This is a genomic window from Streptomyces sp. NBC_01481 (assembly GCF_026339995.1).
Classification (GTDB): domain Bacteria; phylum Actinomycetota; class Actinomycetes; order Streptomycetales; family Streptomycetaceae; genus Streptomyces.
Genome location: NZ_JAPEPT010000001.1, coordinates 1,349,498 through 1,366,355, shown reverse-complemented (window position 1 = coordinate 1,366,355; position 16,858 = coordinate 1,349,498). Strand labels below are relative to the sequence as shown.

14 protein-coding genes and 1 pseudogene are annotated in these 16,858 nt (G+C 71.3%); 11 read left to right on the top strand and 4 right to left on the bottom strand.

Annotated features, from left to right (window positions below):
* Positions 1 to 56 precede the first annotated feature (56 nt).
* The 5 genes and pseudogenes from glnII (at position 57) to OOK40_RS06245 (ending at position 4,102) form a co-directional block, all read left to right on the top strand.
* Positions 57 to 1,076 (top strand): glutamine synthetase, encoded by a 1,020-nt coding sequence (gene glnII, locus OOK40_RS06265; RefSeq protein ID WP_266477178.1) that lies wholly within the window; start codon positions 57 to 59, stop codon positions 1,074 to 1,076.
* Between the two features lie 359 nt (positions 1,077 to 1,435).
* A complete protein-coding gene (locus tag OOK40_RS06260) occupies positions 1,436 to 1,987 on the top strand; it encodes a winged helix-turn-helix domain-containing protein (protein ID WP_266477176.1) in 552 nt (183 codons plus the stop codon).
* Between the two features lie 97 nt (positions 1,988 to 2,084).
* Positions 2,085 to 3,083: an NAD-dependent epimerase/dehydratase family protein gene (locus OOK40_RS06255; protein ID WP_266477175.1), complete on the top strand. Its 999-nt coding sequence runs from the start codon at positions 2,085 to 2,087 to the stop codon at positions 3,081 to 3,083.
* Between the two features lie 153 nt (positions 3,084 to 3,236).
* A pseudogene (locus OOK40_RS06250) lies at positions 3,237 to 3,470 on the top strand (sensor histidine kinase); the annotation flags it as partial.
* A complete protein-coding gene (locus tag OOK40_RS06245; RefSeq protein ID WP_266477174.1) occupies positions 3,455 to 4,102 on the top strand; it encodes a response regulator transcription factor in 648 nt (215 codons plus the stop codon). The pseudogene OOK40_RS06250 and the gene OOK40_RS06245, both read left to right, overlap by 16 nt.
* Positions 4,103 to 4,110: 8 nt before the next feature.
* On the opposite strand, the gene OOK40_RS06240 is transcribed toward OOK40_RS06245, so the two are convergent.
* The gene (locus tag OOK40_RS06240; protein ID WP_266477172.1) at positions 4,111 to 4,644 is read right to left on the bottom strand and encodes a GNAT family N-acetyltransferase; all 534 of its coding nucleotides are present in this window, start codon (positions 4,642 to 4,644) and stop codon (positions 4,111 to 4,113) included.
* A gap of 198 nt (positions 4,645 to 4,842) precedes the next feature.
* Here OOK40_RS06240 and OOK40_RS06235 point away from each other — a divergent pair, with 198 nt between their 5' ends.
* Positions 4,843 to 6,390 carry a DUF1996 domain-containing protein gene (locus tag OOK40_RS06235; protein ID WP_266478943.1) on the top strand — a complete coding sequence of 516 codons (1,548 nt, stop codon included), beginning with the start codon at positions 4,843 to 4,845 and terminating at the stop codon, positions 6,388 to 6,390.
* A 72-nt stretch (positions 6,391 to 6,462) separates the two neighbouring features.
* Here the strand turns inward: OOK40_RS06235 and OOK40_RS06230 are convergent, their stop codons facing one another.
* Positions 6,463 to 6,951, bottom strand: a complete 489-nt coding sequence (locus tag OOK40_RS06230; protein ID WP_266477166.1) for a hypothetical protein — start codon at positions 6,949 to 6,951, stop codon at positions 6,463 to 6,465.
* A gap of 102 nt (positions 6,952 to 7,053) precedes the next feature.
* Between OOK40_RS06230 and OOK40_RS06225 the strand changes: the two genes are divergently transcribed.
* From OOK40_RS06225 to OOK40_RS06210, 4 genes are all read left to right on the top strand, one after another.
* Positions 7,054 to 10,116, top strand: coding sequence for an alpha-N-acetylglucosaminidase (locus tag OOK40_RS06225; protein ID WP_266477164.1), 3,063 nt, complete (start codon positions 7,054 to 7,056; stop codon positions 10,114 to 10,116).
* A gap of 67 nt (positions 10,117 to 10,183) precedes the next feature.
* The gene (locus OOK40_RS06220; protein WP_266477162.1) at positions 10,184 to 10,978 is read left to right on the top strand and encodes a tyrosine-protein phosphatase; all 795 of its coding nucleotides are present in this window, start codon (positions 10,184 to 10,186) and stop codon (positions 10,976 to 10,978) included.
* A 61-nt stretch (positions 10,979 to 11,039) separates the two neighbouring features.
* Positions 11,040 to 13,016: a hypothetical protein gene (locus OOK40_RS06215; RefSeq protein WP_266477160.1), complete on the top strand. Its 1,977-nt coding sequence runs from the start codon at positions 11,040 to 11,042 to the stop codon at positions 13,014 to 13,016.
* 532 nt (positions 13,017 to 13,548) lie between these two features.
* Positions 13,549 to 14,295 (top strand): TetR/AcrR family transcriptional regulator, encoded by a 747-nt coding sequence (locus OOK40_RS06210; protein WP_266477158.1) that lies wholly within the window; start codon positions 13,549 to 13,551, stop codon positions 14,293 to 14,295.
* On the opposite strand, the gene OOK40_RS06205 is transcribed toward OOK40_RS06210, so the two are convergent.
* On the bottom strand, positions 14,280 to 14,630 hold the full coding sequence (locus tag OOK40_RS06205) for a 5-carboxymethyl-2-hydroxymuconate Delta-isomerase (protein ID WP_266477156.1): 351 nt from the start codon (positions 14,628 to 14,630) through the stop codon (positions 14,280 to 14,282). The two genes, OOK40_RS06210 and OOK40_RS06205, sit on opposite strands and share 16 nt — an antisense overlap.
* A gap of 90 nt (positions 14,631 to 14,720) precedes the next feature.
* Between OOK40_RS06205 and OOK40_RS06200 the strand changes: the two genes are divergently transcribed.
* A complete protein-coding gene (locus tag OOK40_RS06200) occupies positions 14,721 to 15,230 on the top strand; it encodes a GNAT family N-acetyltransferase (protein ID WP_266477154.1) in 510 nt (169 codons plus the stop codon).
* Positions 15,231 to 15,264: 34 nt separating this feature from the next.
* On the opposite strand, the gene OOK40_RS06195 is transcribed toward OOK40_RS06200, so the two are convergent.
* Entirely contained in the window at positions 15,265 to 16,854 is a 1,590-nt protein-coding gene (locus OOK40_RS06195; protein ID WP_266477152.1) for a fused response regulator/phosphatase, read from the bottom strand.
* Between the last annotated feature and the right edge of the window lie 4 nt (positions 16,855 to 16,858).

The window sequence follows — 16,858 nt, the reverse complement described above, 5'->3', positions numbered from 1 at the left end:
ATCCCGTATTGCGAAGCTGCGCGACATACCGCTGCACCCGCAAAGGATGAGGCACCGTGACCTTCAAGGCTGAGTACATCTGGATCGACGGCACCGAGCCGACCGCCAAGCTTCGCTCGAAGACGAAGATCCTGACGGACGGCGCCGAGCTGCCCATCTGGGGCTTCGACGGATCCAGCACCAACCAGGCCGAGGGCCACGCCTCCGACCGGGTGCTCAAGCCGGTCTTCTCCTGCCCGGACCCGATCCGCGGCGGCGACGACGTCCTTGTGATGTGCGAAGTCCTCAACACGGACATGACCCCGCACGAGTCCAACACGCGTGCCGCGCTCGCCGAGGTCGCCCAGAAGTTCGCCGCCCAGGAGCCGATCTTCGGCATCGAGCAGGAGTACACCTTCTTCAAGGGCGCCCGTCCCCTCGGCTTCCCCGAGAGCGGCTTCCCCGCCGCGCAGGGCGGTTACTACTGCGGTGTCGGCGCCGACGAGATCTTCGGCCGCGACATCGTCGAGGCGCACCTGGAGAACTGCCTCAAGGCGGGTCTGGGCATCTCCGGCATCAACGCCGAGGTCATGCCCGGCCAGTGGGAGTTCCAGGTCGGCCCGCTCTCCCCGCTGGAGGTCTCCGACCAGCTGTGGGTGGCCCGCTGGCTGCTCTACCGCACCGCCGAGGACTTCGAGGTCTCCGCGACCCTGGACCCCAAGCCGGTCAAGGGCGACTGGAACGGCGCGGGCGCGCACACCAACTTCTCGACCAAGGCGATGCGCGAGGGCTACGAAGCAATCATCACCGCCTGCGAGTCGCTGGGCGAGGGCTCCAAGCCGCTCGACCACGTCAAGAACTACGGCGCGGGCATCGACGACCGCCTGACCGGCCTGCACGAGACCGCCCCGTGGAACGAGTACAGCTACGGCGTCTCGGACCGTGGCGCCTCGGTCCGTATCCCGTGGCAGGTCGAGCAGGACGGCAAGGGCTACATCGAGGACCGCCGCCCGAACGCCAACGTAGACCCCTACGTCGTCACGCAACTGATCGTCGACACCTGCTGCACCGCGCTGGAGAAGGCCGGCCAGGTCTGATCCAGCCGCCATGCCGCGTACACAAGGGCGTCCACCGGTCCGGCCGGTGGGCGCCCTTCGGCGTGCCTCACGCAAAGGGAACGCAAGAGCCGTATCAAGGTGCGGAAGCCGAGTGCTGCCGCACCATGTCATCTGATTCAATAGACACATGGCCAGCTACCAGCACACCGCGACAGGTCGCACCGACCTCGAGCCGTTCTGGCCTACCCGGCAGCACCACGACTTCGACCGGGTGTGTTGCCGCGCGGTGAACGCGCGGGCCCTCTAAAGCCGCTCACCCCGGTCTTCGGCCAGCGCGCACGACGTACGTCCGTCCTCTCGACTCGACGACTTCCTCCGCGCGAAAGAGCTGACCTCTCATGGCGAACTCCCGTTCCGTCTCTGCCCTCCCCGCCACCACCCTGCCCCCCGAGGGCCGTCACCGACTGCGTGCCGTCGAACGCGACGAGGTCGTCGCACCGGCCGCCCTCGTCGATGTCGCCGATTTCCTGCCGCCGGGTGCCACCTGGCTGCCCGCGCCGCCGCACACCCTGCCCACTCTTCCGGGCCGGCCGCCGATGGTCGGCTACCTCGTCCTCGTACCGGCCGAGCAGCAGCCGCAGCGGGAGCAGGAGCCCGGCGAGCAGGGTGACGGTCCTGTACGGATCGACGCCTCGCAGCGCACCGCCCTGGTGGACGGGCGGGTGCTGGATCTGACCTACCTCGAGTTCGAACTGCTCGCGCATCTGGTGGCGCACCCCCACCGGGTGCACACGCGCGACCAGTTGGTGACCATGGTGTGGGGCTACGGGCATGTGGGCGACGGCCGGACCGTCGACGTCCATGTGGCGCGGCTGCGCCGGAAGCTGGGCGCCGAGCACCGCCGTACGATCCAGACCGTGCGGCGGGTCGGCTACAAGTACACGCCGTAGCCCCGACGCGCCGCAGTCCGTCGCCCCGACGCCCCGGTGTTTCCCTGGCAGCGGAATCCCTGTGCCGAAGGCCGCCCTACCAGGCAGAGTCGCCGGTATGAGACTTCTGATTCTGGGGGGCACGGAGTTCGTCGGCCGTGCGGTGGTCGAGTCGGCACTGGCCCGCGGCTGGGAGGTCACCGTCTTCCACCGCGGGCGGCACGAAGCACCGGCCGGTGCGGCCACGTTGCTCGGCGACCGCACGGCGCCGGAGGGCCTGGCGGCGCTCGCCGAGGGCGAGTGGGACGTCGTCGTCGACACGTGGTCGGCGGCGCCGTCCGCCGTACGGGACGCGGCCAGGCTGCTCGCGGGGCGCGTCGGTCGCTGCGTCTATGTGTCGAGCTCTTCCGTTTACGCATGGCCGCCGGCGGCCGGTTTCGACGAGACCAGCCCGGTCGTCGAGAGCTCGGCCGACGCGGGCGATGTGCCGTACGCGGAGGCCAAGCGGGGCGGTGAACTGGCCGCGGTCCAGTCCTTCGGCGAGGGCCGCGCGCTGCTGGTCCGCGCGGGCCTGATCATCGGCCCCTGGGAGAACATCGGCCGCCTGCCGTGGTGGCTGGGCCGGATCGCCCGCGGCGGTCCGGTCCTCGCACCGGGACCGCGAGACACGCCGCTGCAGTACATAGACGTACGCGACCTCGCGGACTGGATGCTCCAGGCGGCGGAGCGGGGGCTGAGCGGTCCGTACAACCTGGTGAGCGAGCAGGGGCACACGACGATCGGGGAACTGCTGGAGGCGTGCGGGCGGGCGACGGGGTCGGTGCCCGAGCTCCGGTGGACCCCGGCCGAGGCGATCCTCGCGGCGGGCATCCGGCCCTGGACGGACCTGCCGATCTGGATCCCCCGGGCCGAACAACCCCAGCTCTACGACGCGGTGCACGGCGTCGGCGTCGCGAAGGCGGTGGGGGCGGGGCTGAGGTGCAGGCCGGTCGTCGCGACGGTGGAGGACACGTGGGGGTGGCTCCAGTCGATCGGGGGGACGGCGCCGCAGCGGCCTGACCGGCCGGTGGTGGGGTTGTCGCGGGAGGTGGAGGCGGAGGTTCTGGGCGGGGTGTGAGCGGTCCGCCTGCGGCGGGGCTGTTCCCCTACCCGCCCCTACCCGAACTGGGGGGCAAGCCCCCAGACCCCCGTACGCGCTCCGCGCGTGTCCTCAAACGCCGGACGGGCTGAATGCGCGGCCCTGCCGCACATATCAGCCCCGTGGGGGCCCAACGCGGTCAAGCACGCGGGGGCCGACCGGATCTGGGTCGACCTGACGTACTCGGGCGGCTCGCTGCGGATCGCGGTCACGGACAACGGCAAGGGCGGCGCGACGATCGGCACCGGATCAGGACTGAGCGGCATCGAACGCAGGCTCGGTACATTCGACGGCGTACTGGCCGTCAGCAGCCCTGCGGGCGGCCCCACCATGGTCACCATGGAGATCCCTTGCGCGTTGTTCTAGCCGAAGATCTGTTCCTGCTGCGTGACGGACTGGTCCGCATGCTGGAGGCGTACGACTTCGAGATCCTGGCGGCCGTGGAGAGCGGGCCCGAACTGACCAGGGCGCTCGCGGAGTTGGAGCCGGACGTCGCCGTCGTCGACGTCCGGCTTCCGCCCTCCCACACGGACGAGGGCCTGCAGTGCGCGCTGGCGGCGCGGCGGGCCCGGCCGGGGCTGCCGGTGCTCGTGCTCTCGCAGCATGTGGAGCAGCTGTACGCGCGCGAGCTGCTGGCCGACGGCAACGGCGGGGTCGGCTATCTCCTCAAGGACCGGGTCTTCGACGCGGAGCAGTTCATCGACGCGGTACGGCGGGTGGCGGCCGGCGGGACGGCGATGGATCCGCAGGTGATCTCCCAGCTGCTGTCGCGGCGGTCGCAGGACAAGCCGATGGGCGGACTGACCCCGCGTGAGCTGGAGGTCATGGAGCTGATGGCGCAGGGCCGTTCCAATGCGGCGATCGCCTCGCAGCTGGTGGTCACGGAGCGGGGGGTGGCCAAGCACACGTCCAACATCTTCGGGAAGCTGGGCCTGCCGGTGTCGGACGACGACAACAGGCGGGTGCTCGCGGTGCTGGCGTATCTCGACCGCGGCTGAGCGACGGGTCAGGCCTCGTACTCGCTGAGGTCGATCGCGTAGACGTGCAGCGGGAAGCCGTACACCGGGTGCGTCGTCTCGTGGTCCAGCTCCATGCCGAGCTTGCGCATCACGTTCTCCGACGCGTCGTTGCCCAGCCGCGCGATGCTGATCACCCGGTCCAGGCCGCGGTCCCTGAGCGCGAACTCCAGTGTGGCGGCGGCGGCTTCGGAGGCGTACCCCTGGCCCCAGTACGGGGTGCCGAGCCGCCAGCCGATCTCCACCGCGGGCAGTACCTCGGGCAGGAAGGTGGGCACGGACAGGCCGACGAAGCCCGCCAGTTCGCCCGAGGCGAGCAGTTCGACGGCGAAGAGTCCGAAGCCCTCCTCGTCCCACTCCTCCTCCCATCGCTCGATGTCCTCGGCGGTCTGCTCCGCATCGTGTACGGAGCCGTCTCCGATCCACTGCATGACCTGCGGGTCCGCGTTGATTTCGGCCATGGGGGCGAGGTCGTCCTCGCGCCAGCGGCGCAGCAGGAGCCTGGGGGTGTGGATCTCGGTCATGCGCCCCATCCTGCCATCCCGGCCGCCGTCCGACTTCGGCGCAATCCACCGGGTTTGCTTCTGGAGAATTCTACGAATTCCCGCTTCAAACCAGCTCTGCTTGAACACCCCATGAGCCCCACCCGTATGGATGGTCGCGCTTCTCCCTCAGTCGGGACCCCCTTATACCCACACCCGACGACGAAGCAGAGGAGTTCCATGGGACGCACAAGAAAACGCTCGACGCTGGCGAACCGGGCGATCGTTGCCTCGGCCGCATTGATCCTGGGCGGGGGTGGGCTGGTCGCGGTCAATACGTATGCATCCGCGGGCGAAGGCTGGTCCTGGTCCGGTCAGGAAAACGAGCAGACGCAGACGAAGGCCGCCGGAGCTGAGATCTCCACGATCGACTGCCCCGAGGTCGCGAACGATATCCGCGAGGTGCCGGAACAGGCACGTCCGGAGGTCGACGGCGAGCTGGCGAAGATGGACAGCCAGATCACCGACGCGTACAAGCAGTTCGCAGACCAGAAGGAGGAGATCGAACGGGATCCACAGCTGGCTCAGAACGCCATTCTGAATCCGCTGAAGGACAAGCGGACGGCGAGCATCGAGCGTATTTCCATCGCGATCGGCCGGTCCGGCCAGCCGCCCCAGGGACTTGACTCCCTCGCTCAGTGCAGCCTGCGCGCCGACGACAACGCCGACAACCAGGACGACCAGAACGGCGACCAGAACAACGACGACGGTCAAGGCGACATCGGCCAGGACGGCGGTCAGAATGGTGACCAAAATGGCGGCCAGGACGACAATCAGGGCGATGACCAGGGCAATGACAATGGTCAGGGCGACGATCAGGGCAACGGCAACGGACAGGGCGGCAATGGCCCCGAAGCAGCCGACTTCGTAGACATCCAGTCCGTCCAGCCCAACGTCCAGCAGCCGCAGCAGCGCCGGGGCGGCTCCAGAGGATCGTTCGCCACCAAGTGCGGAACGAACGAGAACGGCAAGTTCAATCCGGACAACGTCATCGTCGCACCTGGTGTGAGCAATGGCGCGCACCATATGCACGACTACGTCGGCAATCAGGCCAACGACGCCTTTGCCAGCGACGACGATCTCGCGAACGGGGACACCAGTTGCCAGAATCAGGGCGACAAGTCCACGTACTACTGGCCCGTGCTGCGTCTGCAGAACGGACAGAACGAGAACGACGCCGATGCGGACGGCGGCGGTAAGGACCAGAACGTCGGAGAGATCCAGACTCCGTCCCAGGTCACGCTGAATTTCGTCGGCAACCCGGTCAGCAAGGTGACCGCGATGCCCCGCTTCCTGCGCATCATCACCGGTGACGCCAAGGCGTTCGTCAACGGCGACGCGAACGCGAACGCTTCCTGGAGCTGCACCGGTTTCGAGGACCGTCAGCTGAAGGACAAGTACCCGATCTGCCCCGAGGGCAGCCAGGTGGTGCGGTCGTTCAAGTTCCAGAGCTGCTGGGACGGCCAGAACACCGACAGCGCCAATCACCGCACGCATGTGGCCTTCGCGGACGAGAACGGCAACTGCGGCAATGGATTCCAGGCGATTCCCCAGCTGGTCCAGCGGATCGTCTATGACGTCCCGCCGGGTCCCGGTTTCGCGGTCGACTCCTTCCCCGAGCAGCTGCACAAGCCGGTCACGGACCACGGCGACTTCATCAACGTCTTCGACGAGAACCTGATGAACAAGGTGGTGAACTGCATCAACAACGGCCAGAAGTGCCGGTGAAGCGCTGACACGATCGCCTGAAACGGCCGGATCGGCCCCCCTGGGAAGGGGGGCCGATCCGGCCGTTTTCTGTCAGCTCCCGTGGTGTCCCGAGTGGCCGCCCTCGCTCCCGGCACTGTCACCGGTGCTCCCGGAGTGGTGCTCCGAGCCGGTCTCCACCGTCCCGCCGAGGCGGCCGCGCAGCGCGGTCACCACCTTGGCGTCGCCGACCGCGACCCATCTGCGGCCCACAAGGTACGAGCCGCCGTAGTCATTGGCCTCGTTGATCCATTCGCGCTGGCCCCGGTCGGTGGTGAAGGTGGCCAGCACATACTTGCCGTCGCCGGTCGTGCAGTTGGCCTGCCGCAGTTCGGCGGCGTCCGTCTGGATGTTCGGCTTGCACTTCGCCTGCTCGGCCAGCTGCTCCAGGGTGCCGGTCGCCGTCGTGGGGGCCTTGTCGCCGTCCCCGCCACGCCCGTCGCCGTCGTCGCCCGATCCGCAGGCCGCGACAAGGGTCAGTGCCAGAACTGCCAGTGCTGCGCGGGCCGTCCGCCTCGCGCCCGTGTTCGTACTCGTCCGCATCCGGCCATCGTGCCTTGTCGGCCGCCTTTTGCGCCGCCGAACTCCCGGTAACCTGCGCGACGCACGCACCTGTTGTGACGGGAGCAACATGGAGGAGCGCCGATGGCCGGGTTGTCGAGACGTACGGTACTGGGCACCGCGGGAGCAATCGGCTTAGGTGCGGCACTCGCCGGGCACGCCTCGGCGGCCGCCGCGCCCGCGGCGCCGTTCGCCACCTCGCCCGCCCGGGAGGCGCTCGGGCGCCTGCTGCCCCGGCACGCCGGCCAGTTCCGGCTGCGGGCCCTGGAGGGCCCCGAGCGCTTCCGGGTCACCGGCTCCCGGGGCCGTGTCGAGGTCGAGGGCACCAGTGCGGCCGTACTGCTCACCGGGGTGCACTGGTACCTCAAGTACGTCTGCCGGGCGCACATCTCCTGGTCGGGCAGTCAGCTCGACCTGCCGGCGCTGCTGCCCGCGCCGCGCACGGCACTGGAGCGCTCCGCGACCGTCCCGCACCGGTTCGCGTACAACGACACGCACGACGGCTACACCGCCCCGTACGCCGACTGGGCCCGCTGGGAGCGCCTGCTCGACGTCCTCGCCCTGCACGGCTGCAACGAAGTCCTGGTCACACCCGGCCAGGAGGCCGTCTACCACCGCCTCCTGATGGACTTCGGATACTCCGACAACGAGGCCCGCACCTGGCTGCCGGCGCCCTCGCACCAGCCGTGGTGGCTGCTGCAGAACATGAGCGGGTACGGCGGCCCGCTCTCCCCCGAGCTCATCGGCCGACGCGCGGACCTCGGCAGACGGATCGCCGACCGGATGCGCGAGCTCGGGATGCACCCGGTCCTGCCCGGCTACTTCGGCACGGTCCCGGACGGCTTCACCGCCCGCAATCCCGGTGCCCGTGTCATCCCCCAGGGCACCTGGAACGGGCTGCGCCGCCCCGACTGGCTGGACCCGCGCACCCAGAGCTTCTCCGATGTCGCCGCGGCCTTCTACCGGCACCAGCAGGAACTGTTCGGCGACACCTTCCACTTCAAGATGGATCTGCTGCACGAGGGCGGCACACCGGGCGACGTCCCGGTCGCCGACGCCGCCCGTGCGGTCGAGACCTCGCTGCAGACCGCCCGGCCCGGCGCCACCTGGGTGATCCTCGGCTGGCAGGCCAATCCCCGGCCGGCGCTGCTCGACGCCATCGACACCGACCGGGTGCTGATCGTGGACGGGCTCTCCGATCTGGACACGGTCACCGACCGCGAGAAGGAGTGGGGCGGGGCTCCGTACGCCTTCGGCACCATCCCGAACTTCGGCGGGCGTACGACCATCGGCGCGAACACCGACCGCTGGACGGCCAAGTTCACCGCCTGGCGCGACAAGCCGGGCAGCGCGCTGGCCGGAACCGCGTACATGCCGGAGGCCGCCGAGCGCGACCCGGCCGCGCTGGAGCTGTTCTGCGAGCTCGCCTGGCGCGAGGAGACGATCGACAGGGAAGCATGGTTCGAGGAGTACGCCGAGATCCGCTACGGCGGCGAGGACGGCGCGGCGCGGGCCGCCTTCGCCGCGCTCGCCGCGACGGCGTACAAACTCACCAGCACCGACGGGCGGCCCTACGACTCGCTGTTCTGCCGCCGCCCCGGCATGACCTCGTCGATCGGTACGGCCTTCGATCCGGCGGGCTTCGACCGGGCTTTCGCGGCGCTGCTCGGCGTGCGGCCCTCGCTGCGGGACAGTGACGCCTACCGGCACGATGTGACCGACCTGGCCCGCCAGGCGCTCGCCAACCGCTCGCGCACGCTTCAGCTTCCGCTGCGGGCCGCCTACCAGAACAAGGACGTGGACACCTTCCGCGCCGTCTCGGCGCTGTGGCTGAGGCTCATGCGGCTGAGCCACACGATGGCGGGCTGTCACCGCTCCTTCCTGCTCGGCCCCTGGCTGGAGGACGCCAAACGGCTGGCCACCAGCGCGGACGAGGCGGTCGAGCTGGAGCGCACGGCCCGGGCGCTGATCACCACCTGGGCGAACCGGGCGGCGGCCAATCAGCTCAGCAACTACGCCAACCGCGACTGGCACGGGCTGATCAACGACGTCCATCTGCCGCAGTGGGAGGCCTATCTGGAGGAGCTGGCCACCGCCCTGGCCGAGGGCCGCGCCCCGGCGCCCTTCGACTGGTACCCGGCCGAGGAGGCCTGGACGAAGGACCGGCGGGTCTATCCGGTGCGGGCCACGGGCGACGCGTACCGCACGGCCCGCAGGGTGTACGACACCCTCGCCACCGCCCCCTACCAGGGCTACGTCGACGTCACCGTGAAGCCGCCCGCCTTCACGCCCGGCAGCACCGGCACCGTCGCGGCCGCCTTCCGCAACCTCAGCGGGCTGCGCTCCACCGGCCGCGTCGACTTCGAGCTGACCGGCCTGGACGCCGAGCCGCAGGGCGAGCCCTTCCTGGACAGTGTCCCGGCGGGCGGCACCGGCACGGTCTTCTGGCGGGTGACGGCCCCGATCGATCCCATCGCAGAGCCGCTGCGTGCGATGCCGTACGCGCTGCGCACGCAGTACGGGCCGCGCGGCGAGGAGCGCGTGACCGTCCCCCAGCAGGGCTCGCTCTTCCTCGCGTCGCCGCTGGATGCCGGGTGGCGTACGTACACCAGCAACGCGGCCGTCTTCGGGCAGGCCGGCGACCGGTTCGCGATCAACGGCGGGGGCACCGACCTGTGGCGGGGCACCGCCCACTTCGGCACCGCCTACCGCGAGAGCGGTCTGAGGGTGGGCGCGAGCGTCGAGCTGCGGGTGGACTCCCAGGAGAACACGAGCAGTTGGGCCCGGGCGGGCATCGTCGTACGCAACGGCCTCGCACGTCCGGGCGATGCCGGTTTCCTCAATCTGGCCGCCACACCGGGGCAGGGCGTCGTCCTGTCGTACGACACGAACGGCGACGGCACCCTGGACACGTACAAACGCATCCTCGGCGTCAAGGCCCCGGTGCTGCTCCGGCTGACCCGCGACGCCGGGACCTCCTTCACCGGCTCCTGCTCGACGGACGGCGGCGCCACCTGGCGCCCGGTCGCCACGGTGTCCGTTCCGGGAGCCGCGGACGTCCAGGACGTGGGACTTTTCATGAGCGCGGCCAACGGCGGCGGCGGAGCGCGGGGCACGGTCCACTTCAGCGGGTGGTCGGTCACATAGGTTGTTTACATTGATATCGCCCCCTTCCGATCCTTCGGGGCCTGTCCGAGCCAGGGAGCCGCCCGCCGTGACCGCGATCCCCGCCACCACCGTCGCCAATCTCCGCGACCTCGGAGGCACACCCCTGCCCGCGGGCCATGCCGTGCGCTCCGGTCTGCTCTTCCGCTCGGGGCAGCTCGACCGGCTCGATCCCACCGCCGATCCGGTCGTCGCCGCCCTCGGGATCCGTACGATCGTCGACTTCCGCACGCAGGCCGAACGCCTCGCCCGACCGGACCGCCTCCCCGCCGGCGGCCGGCTGCTCCTCGCCGACGTGCTCGCCGACCGGGTCTCCTCCGGGCTGCTGCCTGCCGCCGCGAAGCTCAAGCAGGTGCTGGCCGATCCGGTGCTCGCCGAGCGGGAGTTGGGCGGCGGCCGGGCCCAGCAGATGTTCGCCGACACCTACCGCGGCTTCGTCACCGCCGACTCGGCGCGCGCCGCCTACCGCGCCTTCCTGATCGAGGTCGCGGACCCCGACGCGGGCCCGCTGCTCTTCCACTGCACGGCGGGCAAGGACCGCACCGGGTGGGCCGCGACGATCGTCCTCACCCTGCTCGGCGCGCTGCCCGAGGCGGTGGAGGCGGAGTATCTCGCCGTGAACCCGGCGGTGCGGCAGGCCTTCGCACCGCTCATCGAGGGCTTCATCGCACAGGGCGGCGACCCGGAGACCGCCCTCGCGGTCATCGGCGTCGTGCCCGAGTATCTGGCGGCCGCGCTGGACGAGGTCGAGGCCCGCTACGGCACGATGGAGAAATACGTGGTCGAAGGGCTCGGCGTGCCGGTCCAGGCGATCGAGCGCATCCATGAACGGCTGGCCGGCTGAGATCGAGCCCCGATCGGGGGGCGGCGGGTGACCATAGGACCATTCGCTCGTTCTGCTGAACGTGCGCCCACAGGATGTCGTCACCACCCCCGCCCCGTCCGCCCCCGCTCCCGACCCCGGCCCGGTCGCGGTCGAGCAGGCCGAAGCGGCTCTCGTCGAGCACTACACCCGGCTCGTACGGATCGCGTATCTCGTACTGCCCCCCACCCTCGGCCGCAATCGCCGCGTCCTCACCGCGCACGCGCTCGTGCAGCGCTCCCTGCCGCGCGGCCGCACCACACCGGCGGGCGCCGCCGACCCCGCGGACTCCATCCCCGGCTCGCGCCGGGCGCCCGGCGACGCCGACCCCGGCTATGTGTACGTACGGGGACGGGTGCTGCGCCAGGCCCTGGACGCCGGGCTCCCGCTGAAGCGGCTCGCCCGGCCCAGGCGCGCCCAGCTCCCGCCGCTGCTTCCCCATGTGTGGGGGCTGCGGGTCTTCCCCCGCTCCGGCGGAGCCGACGAACTCGCCCTGGACCAGCACCTGTCCGCGCTCACCGGGCCCGCCCGCGCTGCCTATGTCCTGCGCGGCCTGGAGGAACTGGCCGACACCGACGTACATCAGGTGCTCGGCGCCGCCGGGGTGGCGGACCCGCATGCCGCGCTGGCCGAGGCGGACGGGATGGAGGCGGCGGTGGGGGCCGGCGCGGCCGCACTGCTCGAATCCGCCGAGTTCGATCCGTGCTCCCTCCAGGCCCGCCCCACCGATCTGATGCGGCGCCGCCAGCACGTCAAGGCGGCCCTGGTCGCGGCAGCGGCTCTCGCGGTGTGCGGGGCGCTGCTCGGGCTGCCGGGCGACGGCTGGGGCCCCGACGGAGCTGCCGCGCCGCCCTACGCCCGCAATCCCACGGCCGAAACCGCCCTGGACCCGGCCAAGTTGATCCGCGTCTCCCCCGCGGCATGGCAGCAGTCCACCCGTACGGACTTCTCCGTCTGGCCGACCCGTGGCGGCCTCACCGATGACGCGGCCCTGCTGCGCCGGGCGCTCGCCGTGTGGGCGCGGCCCGGCAGCACGGTCCAGGTGTCCGCGACCCCCGGCACACCGCCGGGACCGCCGATGGGTTCGCCGCAGCTGCTGTACGCGGGCGAGGTCGACCGGGCGAACGTGGTGCTGCTGCACGACGGGCTGCGGGTGGTCCGCTACGCCGAGCCGAAGGACGGCGGCGGGGGCGTGGCGCTCGACTTCGCCCGCACGGACGCCGCGGACGCGGCTTCGTCGGGGGCGCTGGTGGCGGGCCGTACCGCGAGCAACGTCCGCTATCTGACGGCGCCCTGGGTGCGGGCGACGTCCGTACGGGACCTGCTCGACCCGGCGGGCGCGGCGCGGCCGCTGACCCGGGGCCCGGACGGGGTCACCTCACCGCTGCCGAGCCCGGCGCAGGCCAGGGACTGCAAGACCTGGGACGTGCTGGAGCTGCGTGACGGCACGGCCGAGCGGCTGGTGACCGACCTCGGCGAACTGACCCCGGCCCGGCTCACCTCGGGCCCGCCGTCGGCGCCGCGGGACGTCACCGGGGAAACGGCCCGGGCCTCGTGGGCCCGTACGGCCTGTCTGCTGCCCGGGGTGCGGGCGCACGGTGTACGCAGCGTCAACTCATGGACGTACGCGAAGCAGTCCCTGCCCGAGTCGAACGGCACGGCGGCGTGGCTTTGCACGCGGGCGGAGACCTGGCGGGGCACGGGGAGCCGGGTGATGGCCCAGTTCCAGGCCCCCGGCGCGCAGGCGGGCTCCCCCGGTGCGATCGCTGCGCGTTCCGAGGACTCGCCGTCCTGCGGGGTGCGTGACGCGAAGGTCCTGGCGGGTGTCCTGTGGAAGTCCCGGGCGGGCCACTGGTACGTGCTCGCGGCGGGCAGCGACCAGTTCAGGTCGCTGACCACATCGGGCGGGGTCGACGGCAGCGCGCGGGGCAATGTGCTGGCGGTCCCGGCGAAGGAGGGGGCCCGGGCGGAGCTCAACGGCAGCCTGGGCGACGGGAGTCGCGTGGGTGCCCTGCACTAGCCGGGGCCTCACCGTCCCGGGTGCCCCCTTGTGGCCCGCTCCGCGGTCCCGGTCTCCCGGCCGCTCCGCGGCCAGATGTGGTGCCGGGTTGCCCGGCACGCACGGCCCGCACACCAGCCCTCCGCGCCGGACCACTTTAGCGCTCCGCGGCCTGCTGAGCTGCCCGTAGGCCCGGCACCATGGAGCCCCGGCGGGCCCAGTCCACCCGGGCCCGGGCGACTGCCCAGCCCACCGGTTGACCGCTCCGCGGTCACGAATCTCGGCCGCTCCGCGGCCTGCTGAGCTGTCCGGCGAGGCCAAGGCACCCGCTTCCACCTCCGTGGACCTCCGACGCTGATGCGGCCTGTCGGGGTGCCCCGGCACCCCAAGTCCACCGCACCCGCGGCACTGCGGCGCGACCCCGCGCCCCGCGCCCCCTCAACTTGGGGCGGGTGGGCGGGGAAGACCCCGGCCCACCGTTCATGCTGCCGGGCGGGCGGCCGGTGCCGGACCTGTAGAACAGGTGCGCGGCCGCCGTGGGTAGGCTGTGCGCATGACGACCGGGGTACGCCGCAGGATGGGCGTCGACGAGCGCAGACAGCAGCTGATCGCCGTGGCTCTCGAGCTGTTCAGCCACCGCTCCCCCGACGACGTGTCGATCGACGAGATAGCCGCGGCCGCCGGTATCTCGCGGCCTCTCGTCTACCACTACTTCCCCGGTAAGCAGAGCCTGTACGAGGCCGCGCTGCGCCGCGCCGCCGATGAGCTTGCCGGGCGTTTCCACGAGCCGCCGCAGGGGCCGCTGGGGGCGCGGCTGCTGCGGGTCATGGGCCGGTTCTTCGACTTCGTGGACGAGCACGGGGCCGGTTTCTCCGCGCTGATGCGGGGTGGTCCCGCAGTCGGCTGTTCGACGACGAACGCGATGATCGACGAGGTCAGGCAGGCGGCGTACGAGCAGATCCTGGCGCATCTGGGGATCGGCGAGCCGCCCGCGCGGCTTCAGTTGGTCGTACGGTCCTGGGTGTCGCTCGCCGAGTCGACGGCGCTGATCTGGCTGGACGGGCGCAGGATCCCGCGCGCCGAGCTGGAGTTGCAGCTGGTGCACGACTTCGCGGCACTGTGCGCGGTGAGCGCGGCCTACGACGAGGAGATGGCGGGCATCCTGCTGCGCGTCCTGCGCGACGAGCCGGCCGATGGGCCGTTCGGCGATCTGGTCGGCCGGCTCGTGTCGCTGGCGCCCTCGCTGGCGCCCTCGCTGGCGCCCTCGCTGGACCGGGTGCCGACTCAGCGCTTGCGGTAGGACGACTCCAGGTCGCGCACTTCGGCGGTGGTGACGGGCGCGATGCCCTCCGCGGGATTGAGATGACCGGCGAGGAGTTCGAGGACGGCCTCCGACAACTGGGCCTTCAGCTCGGGGCTGCGGCCCGGCAGCAAGGCGATCCCGATGTGGACGAGGGCGTCCGCGGGCATACCCCCGGCGACGACCGTCTCGTCGACGCGGCGGAAGCGGGTCTTGCAGGCGGAGAGCTGGGTGTCGATCGTCTCGACGATCAGCGGGTGCAGGGCGAGCGCGAATCTGCGGCGGTCGAAGGCGGACTCGAGGCTGTCGGAGTAGTCGACGGTGATCTGCGGCATCGGGCGCTCCAGCACAGGTGATCGGTGGGACCGGGCGGTTGTGGGACCCACCCTTTCGCGGGTCTCCACGATCCCGTCAATAATGCGGGAGTGAAGATCACTTGTCGGCTCGCCGCCCATTCCGATACGGAAACCCTTGTCTCGCTCTTCGACGGGGCCGCGCGCTGGATGCAGCTCAACGGCATCGCACAGTGGAAGCCCGGCGACAAGGACGCCGACCATTTCCGGCACTGGATCAAGGAGGGTGAGGTCTGGATCGCGGAGAGAGAGGACGGCGACGCCATCGGGGCGTACGAACTGTGGTGGGAGGACCAGCCCGCCTGGGGGATCCAGCCTCCGGTAGCGGGGTATGTGCACCGCCTGATGATCGACCGGGACACGGCTCCGGAGGGCTTCGGCCGGCTGCTACTGGCGCACGCCGAGCAGCGCATCGCCGACTCGGGGCGGGAGTTCGTACGGCTGGACTGTCTGTCCAGCAATCCGGCGCTGCGGACGTACTACGAGGCGGCGGGCTACCGGGTCGCCGGCGAGGAGCCGCGCAAGGTGGCCAAGGACGGCAGCCGCTACGGAGTGGTCCTGCTGGAGAAGCAGGTCAAATGAACCCCGTCAATTCAAGCCCCTCAGCGGAAGTCCCTCAGCTGCAGCCGGTCAGTTGAAGCGCCAGCAGAGCGACGTCGTCCTCGCCCGTGCCGAAGCAGTCCAGCAGGGTGTCGCAGAGCGGGGAGACGCCCGGTGGCGCGTGGGCCGCGGCATTGCGGAGGCGTTCGAGCGAGACCGTGAGGTCCGTGCCGCGGGTCTCGATCAGGCCGTCCGTGACCAGCAACAGCCGCTCTCCCCCGACCAGTCGGGCGTCGGTCGGCGGGGGCCGGTCCAGGCCGAGGCCGAGCAGCGGGCCCGCGGTCTGGACGTAGGTCGCCGTGGCTCCGGCGGAGACGATCAGCGGGGGGATGTGGCCCGCGTTCGCGATCTTGATGCGGCCGCCGCGGGGGTCCATCAGGGCGAGGCAGACCGTGGCCGTGGAATCCGGGTGGTAGCGCTGGAGCATCCGGTCCAGGCGGTGCAGCAGCACGGCCGGGTCGCTCTCGTCGGTGGCGTACGCGCGCAGGGCGTGCCGCAGTTCGACCATCACCGTTGCCGCGTCCAGGGAGTGGCCGACGACATCGCCGACGCCGACGAGGACGCCGTGCGGAGTCGGCAGGGTCACATAGAAGTCGCCGCCGATCTCGGCCTGGGTGGAGGCGGGGACGTACCGTACGGCGATCTCGGCGCCGGGGATCTCGGGCAGCCGCTGCGGCAGGAAGCTGTGCTGGAGGGTGAGGGCGAGATGCCGTTCCTCCGCGGATGTACGCAGTGATTCGGCGGCCAGGGCCGTGGCCCGGGCGAGCTGGGTGAGCAGCAGCGCGGCCTCCGGATCGGCCCTGCGGTAACCGGGGGTGGCCAGGCAGACCGGCGGCTGGTCCTCGCTGCTGCGGGCAAGCAGCAGCCGGGCGTCGGTGGCGAGGCCGCGCCGGAAGAAACCGGCCGGCCACAGCGGTTTGGGTGCGACCAGGCTCTGGACGCCGGTGCGTCCGGACATGGCGCGCTGGAGCAGTCGGGCGACGGCCGTGCGCGCGCTCTCGTCGGGGCGGGGGCCGCGCTCGCCCGCGCGCCCCACGTACAGTTCACCGCCGGAGCCGAGGACGAGAGCGACCGCCGGACCGCCGACGAGCCGCGCGGTCCCGGCGGTGGCCGCGTCGGCCAGCTCCTGCGGGCTGCGTGCGGTGTGCACCTCCATCGTCGCGGCGGCCAGCTGCGTCATCCGCTCGGCCTGGGCCTCGGCGTCGTGGCGGGAGCGGGCCCCGCGCAGGGCGGCGCGCATGACCGCCTGGATCTCCTCCGGCTCGACGGGGACCGTCAGATACGCCTCGGCCCCGGCGTCCAGGCCGCGGGTGCGGTCCTGCGGGGTGACGGCGGTGGCGGAGAAGTGCACCACCGGCATGGTCGCGACGACGGGCAGCTGCTTGATGCGGCGGCACAGTTCGAAGCCGCTCATGTCGGGCAGTCCGACATCCACCAGCGCGGCGTCCGGCAACGCACCGGCCTTGAGCCTCGTGTCGAGCTCGACCAGTGCGTCGCCGGCGCTTGCGGCGGGGATCACCAGATGCCCCGCCCTGCGCAGGACCGCGCCCATGGCGTAACGGTTGGCATCGGTGTCGTCCACCACCAGCACGGTGGTGCCGTCCATCCGG

Excerpts from the sequence above, each read along its gene's own strand:
- OOK40_RS06260 (WP_266477176.1), top strand. The coding sequence starts at position 1,436 with ATGGCGAACTCCCGTTCCGTCTCTGCCCTCCCCGCCACCACCCTGCCC.
- OOK40_RS06255 (WP_266477175.1), top strand. The coding sequence starts at position 2,085 with ATGAGACTTCTGATTCTGGGGGGCACGGAGTTCGTCGGCCGTGCGGTG.
- OOK40_RS06240 (WP_266477172.1), bottom strand. The coding sequence starts at position 4,644 with ATGACCGAGATCCACACCCCCAGGCTCCTGCTGCGCCGCTGGCGCGAG.
- OOK40_RS06235 (WP_266478943.1), top strand. The coding sequence starts at position 4,843 with ATGGGACGCACAAGAAAACGCTCGACGCTGGCGAACCGGGCGATCGTT.
- OOK40_RS06230 (WP_266477166.1), bottom strand. The coding sequence starts at position 6,951 with ATGCGGACGAGTACGAACACGGGCGCGAGGCGGACGGCCCGCGCAGCA.
- OOK40_RS06225 (WP_266477164.1), top strand. The coding sequence starts at position 7,054 with ATGGCCGGGTTGTCGAGACGTACGGTACTGGGCACCGCGGGAGCAATC.
- OOK40_RS06210 (WP_266477158.1), top strand. The coding sequence starts at position 13,549 with ATGACGACCGGGGTACGCCGCAGGATGGGCGTCGACGAGCGCAGACAG.
- OOK40_RS06205 (WP_266477156.1), bottom strand. The coding sequence starts at position 14,630 with ATGCCGCAGATCACCGTCGACTACTCCGACAGCCTCGAGTCCGCCTTC.
- OOK40_RS06195 (WP_266477152.1), bottom strand. The coding sequence starts at position 16,854 with ATGGACGGCACCACCGTGCTGGTGGTGGACGACACCGATGCCAACCGT.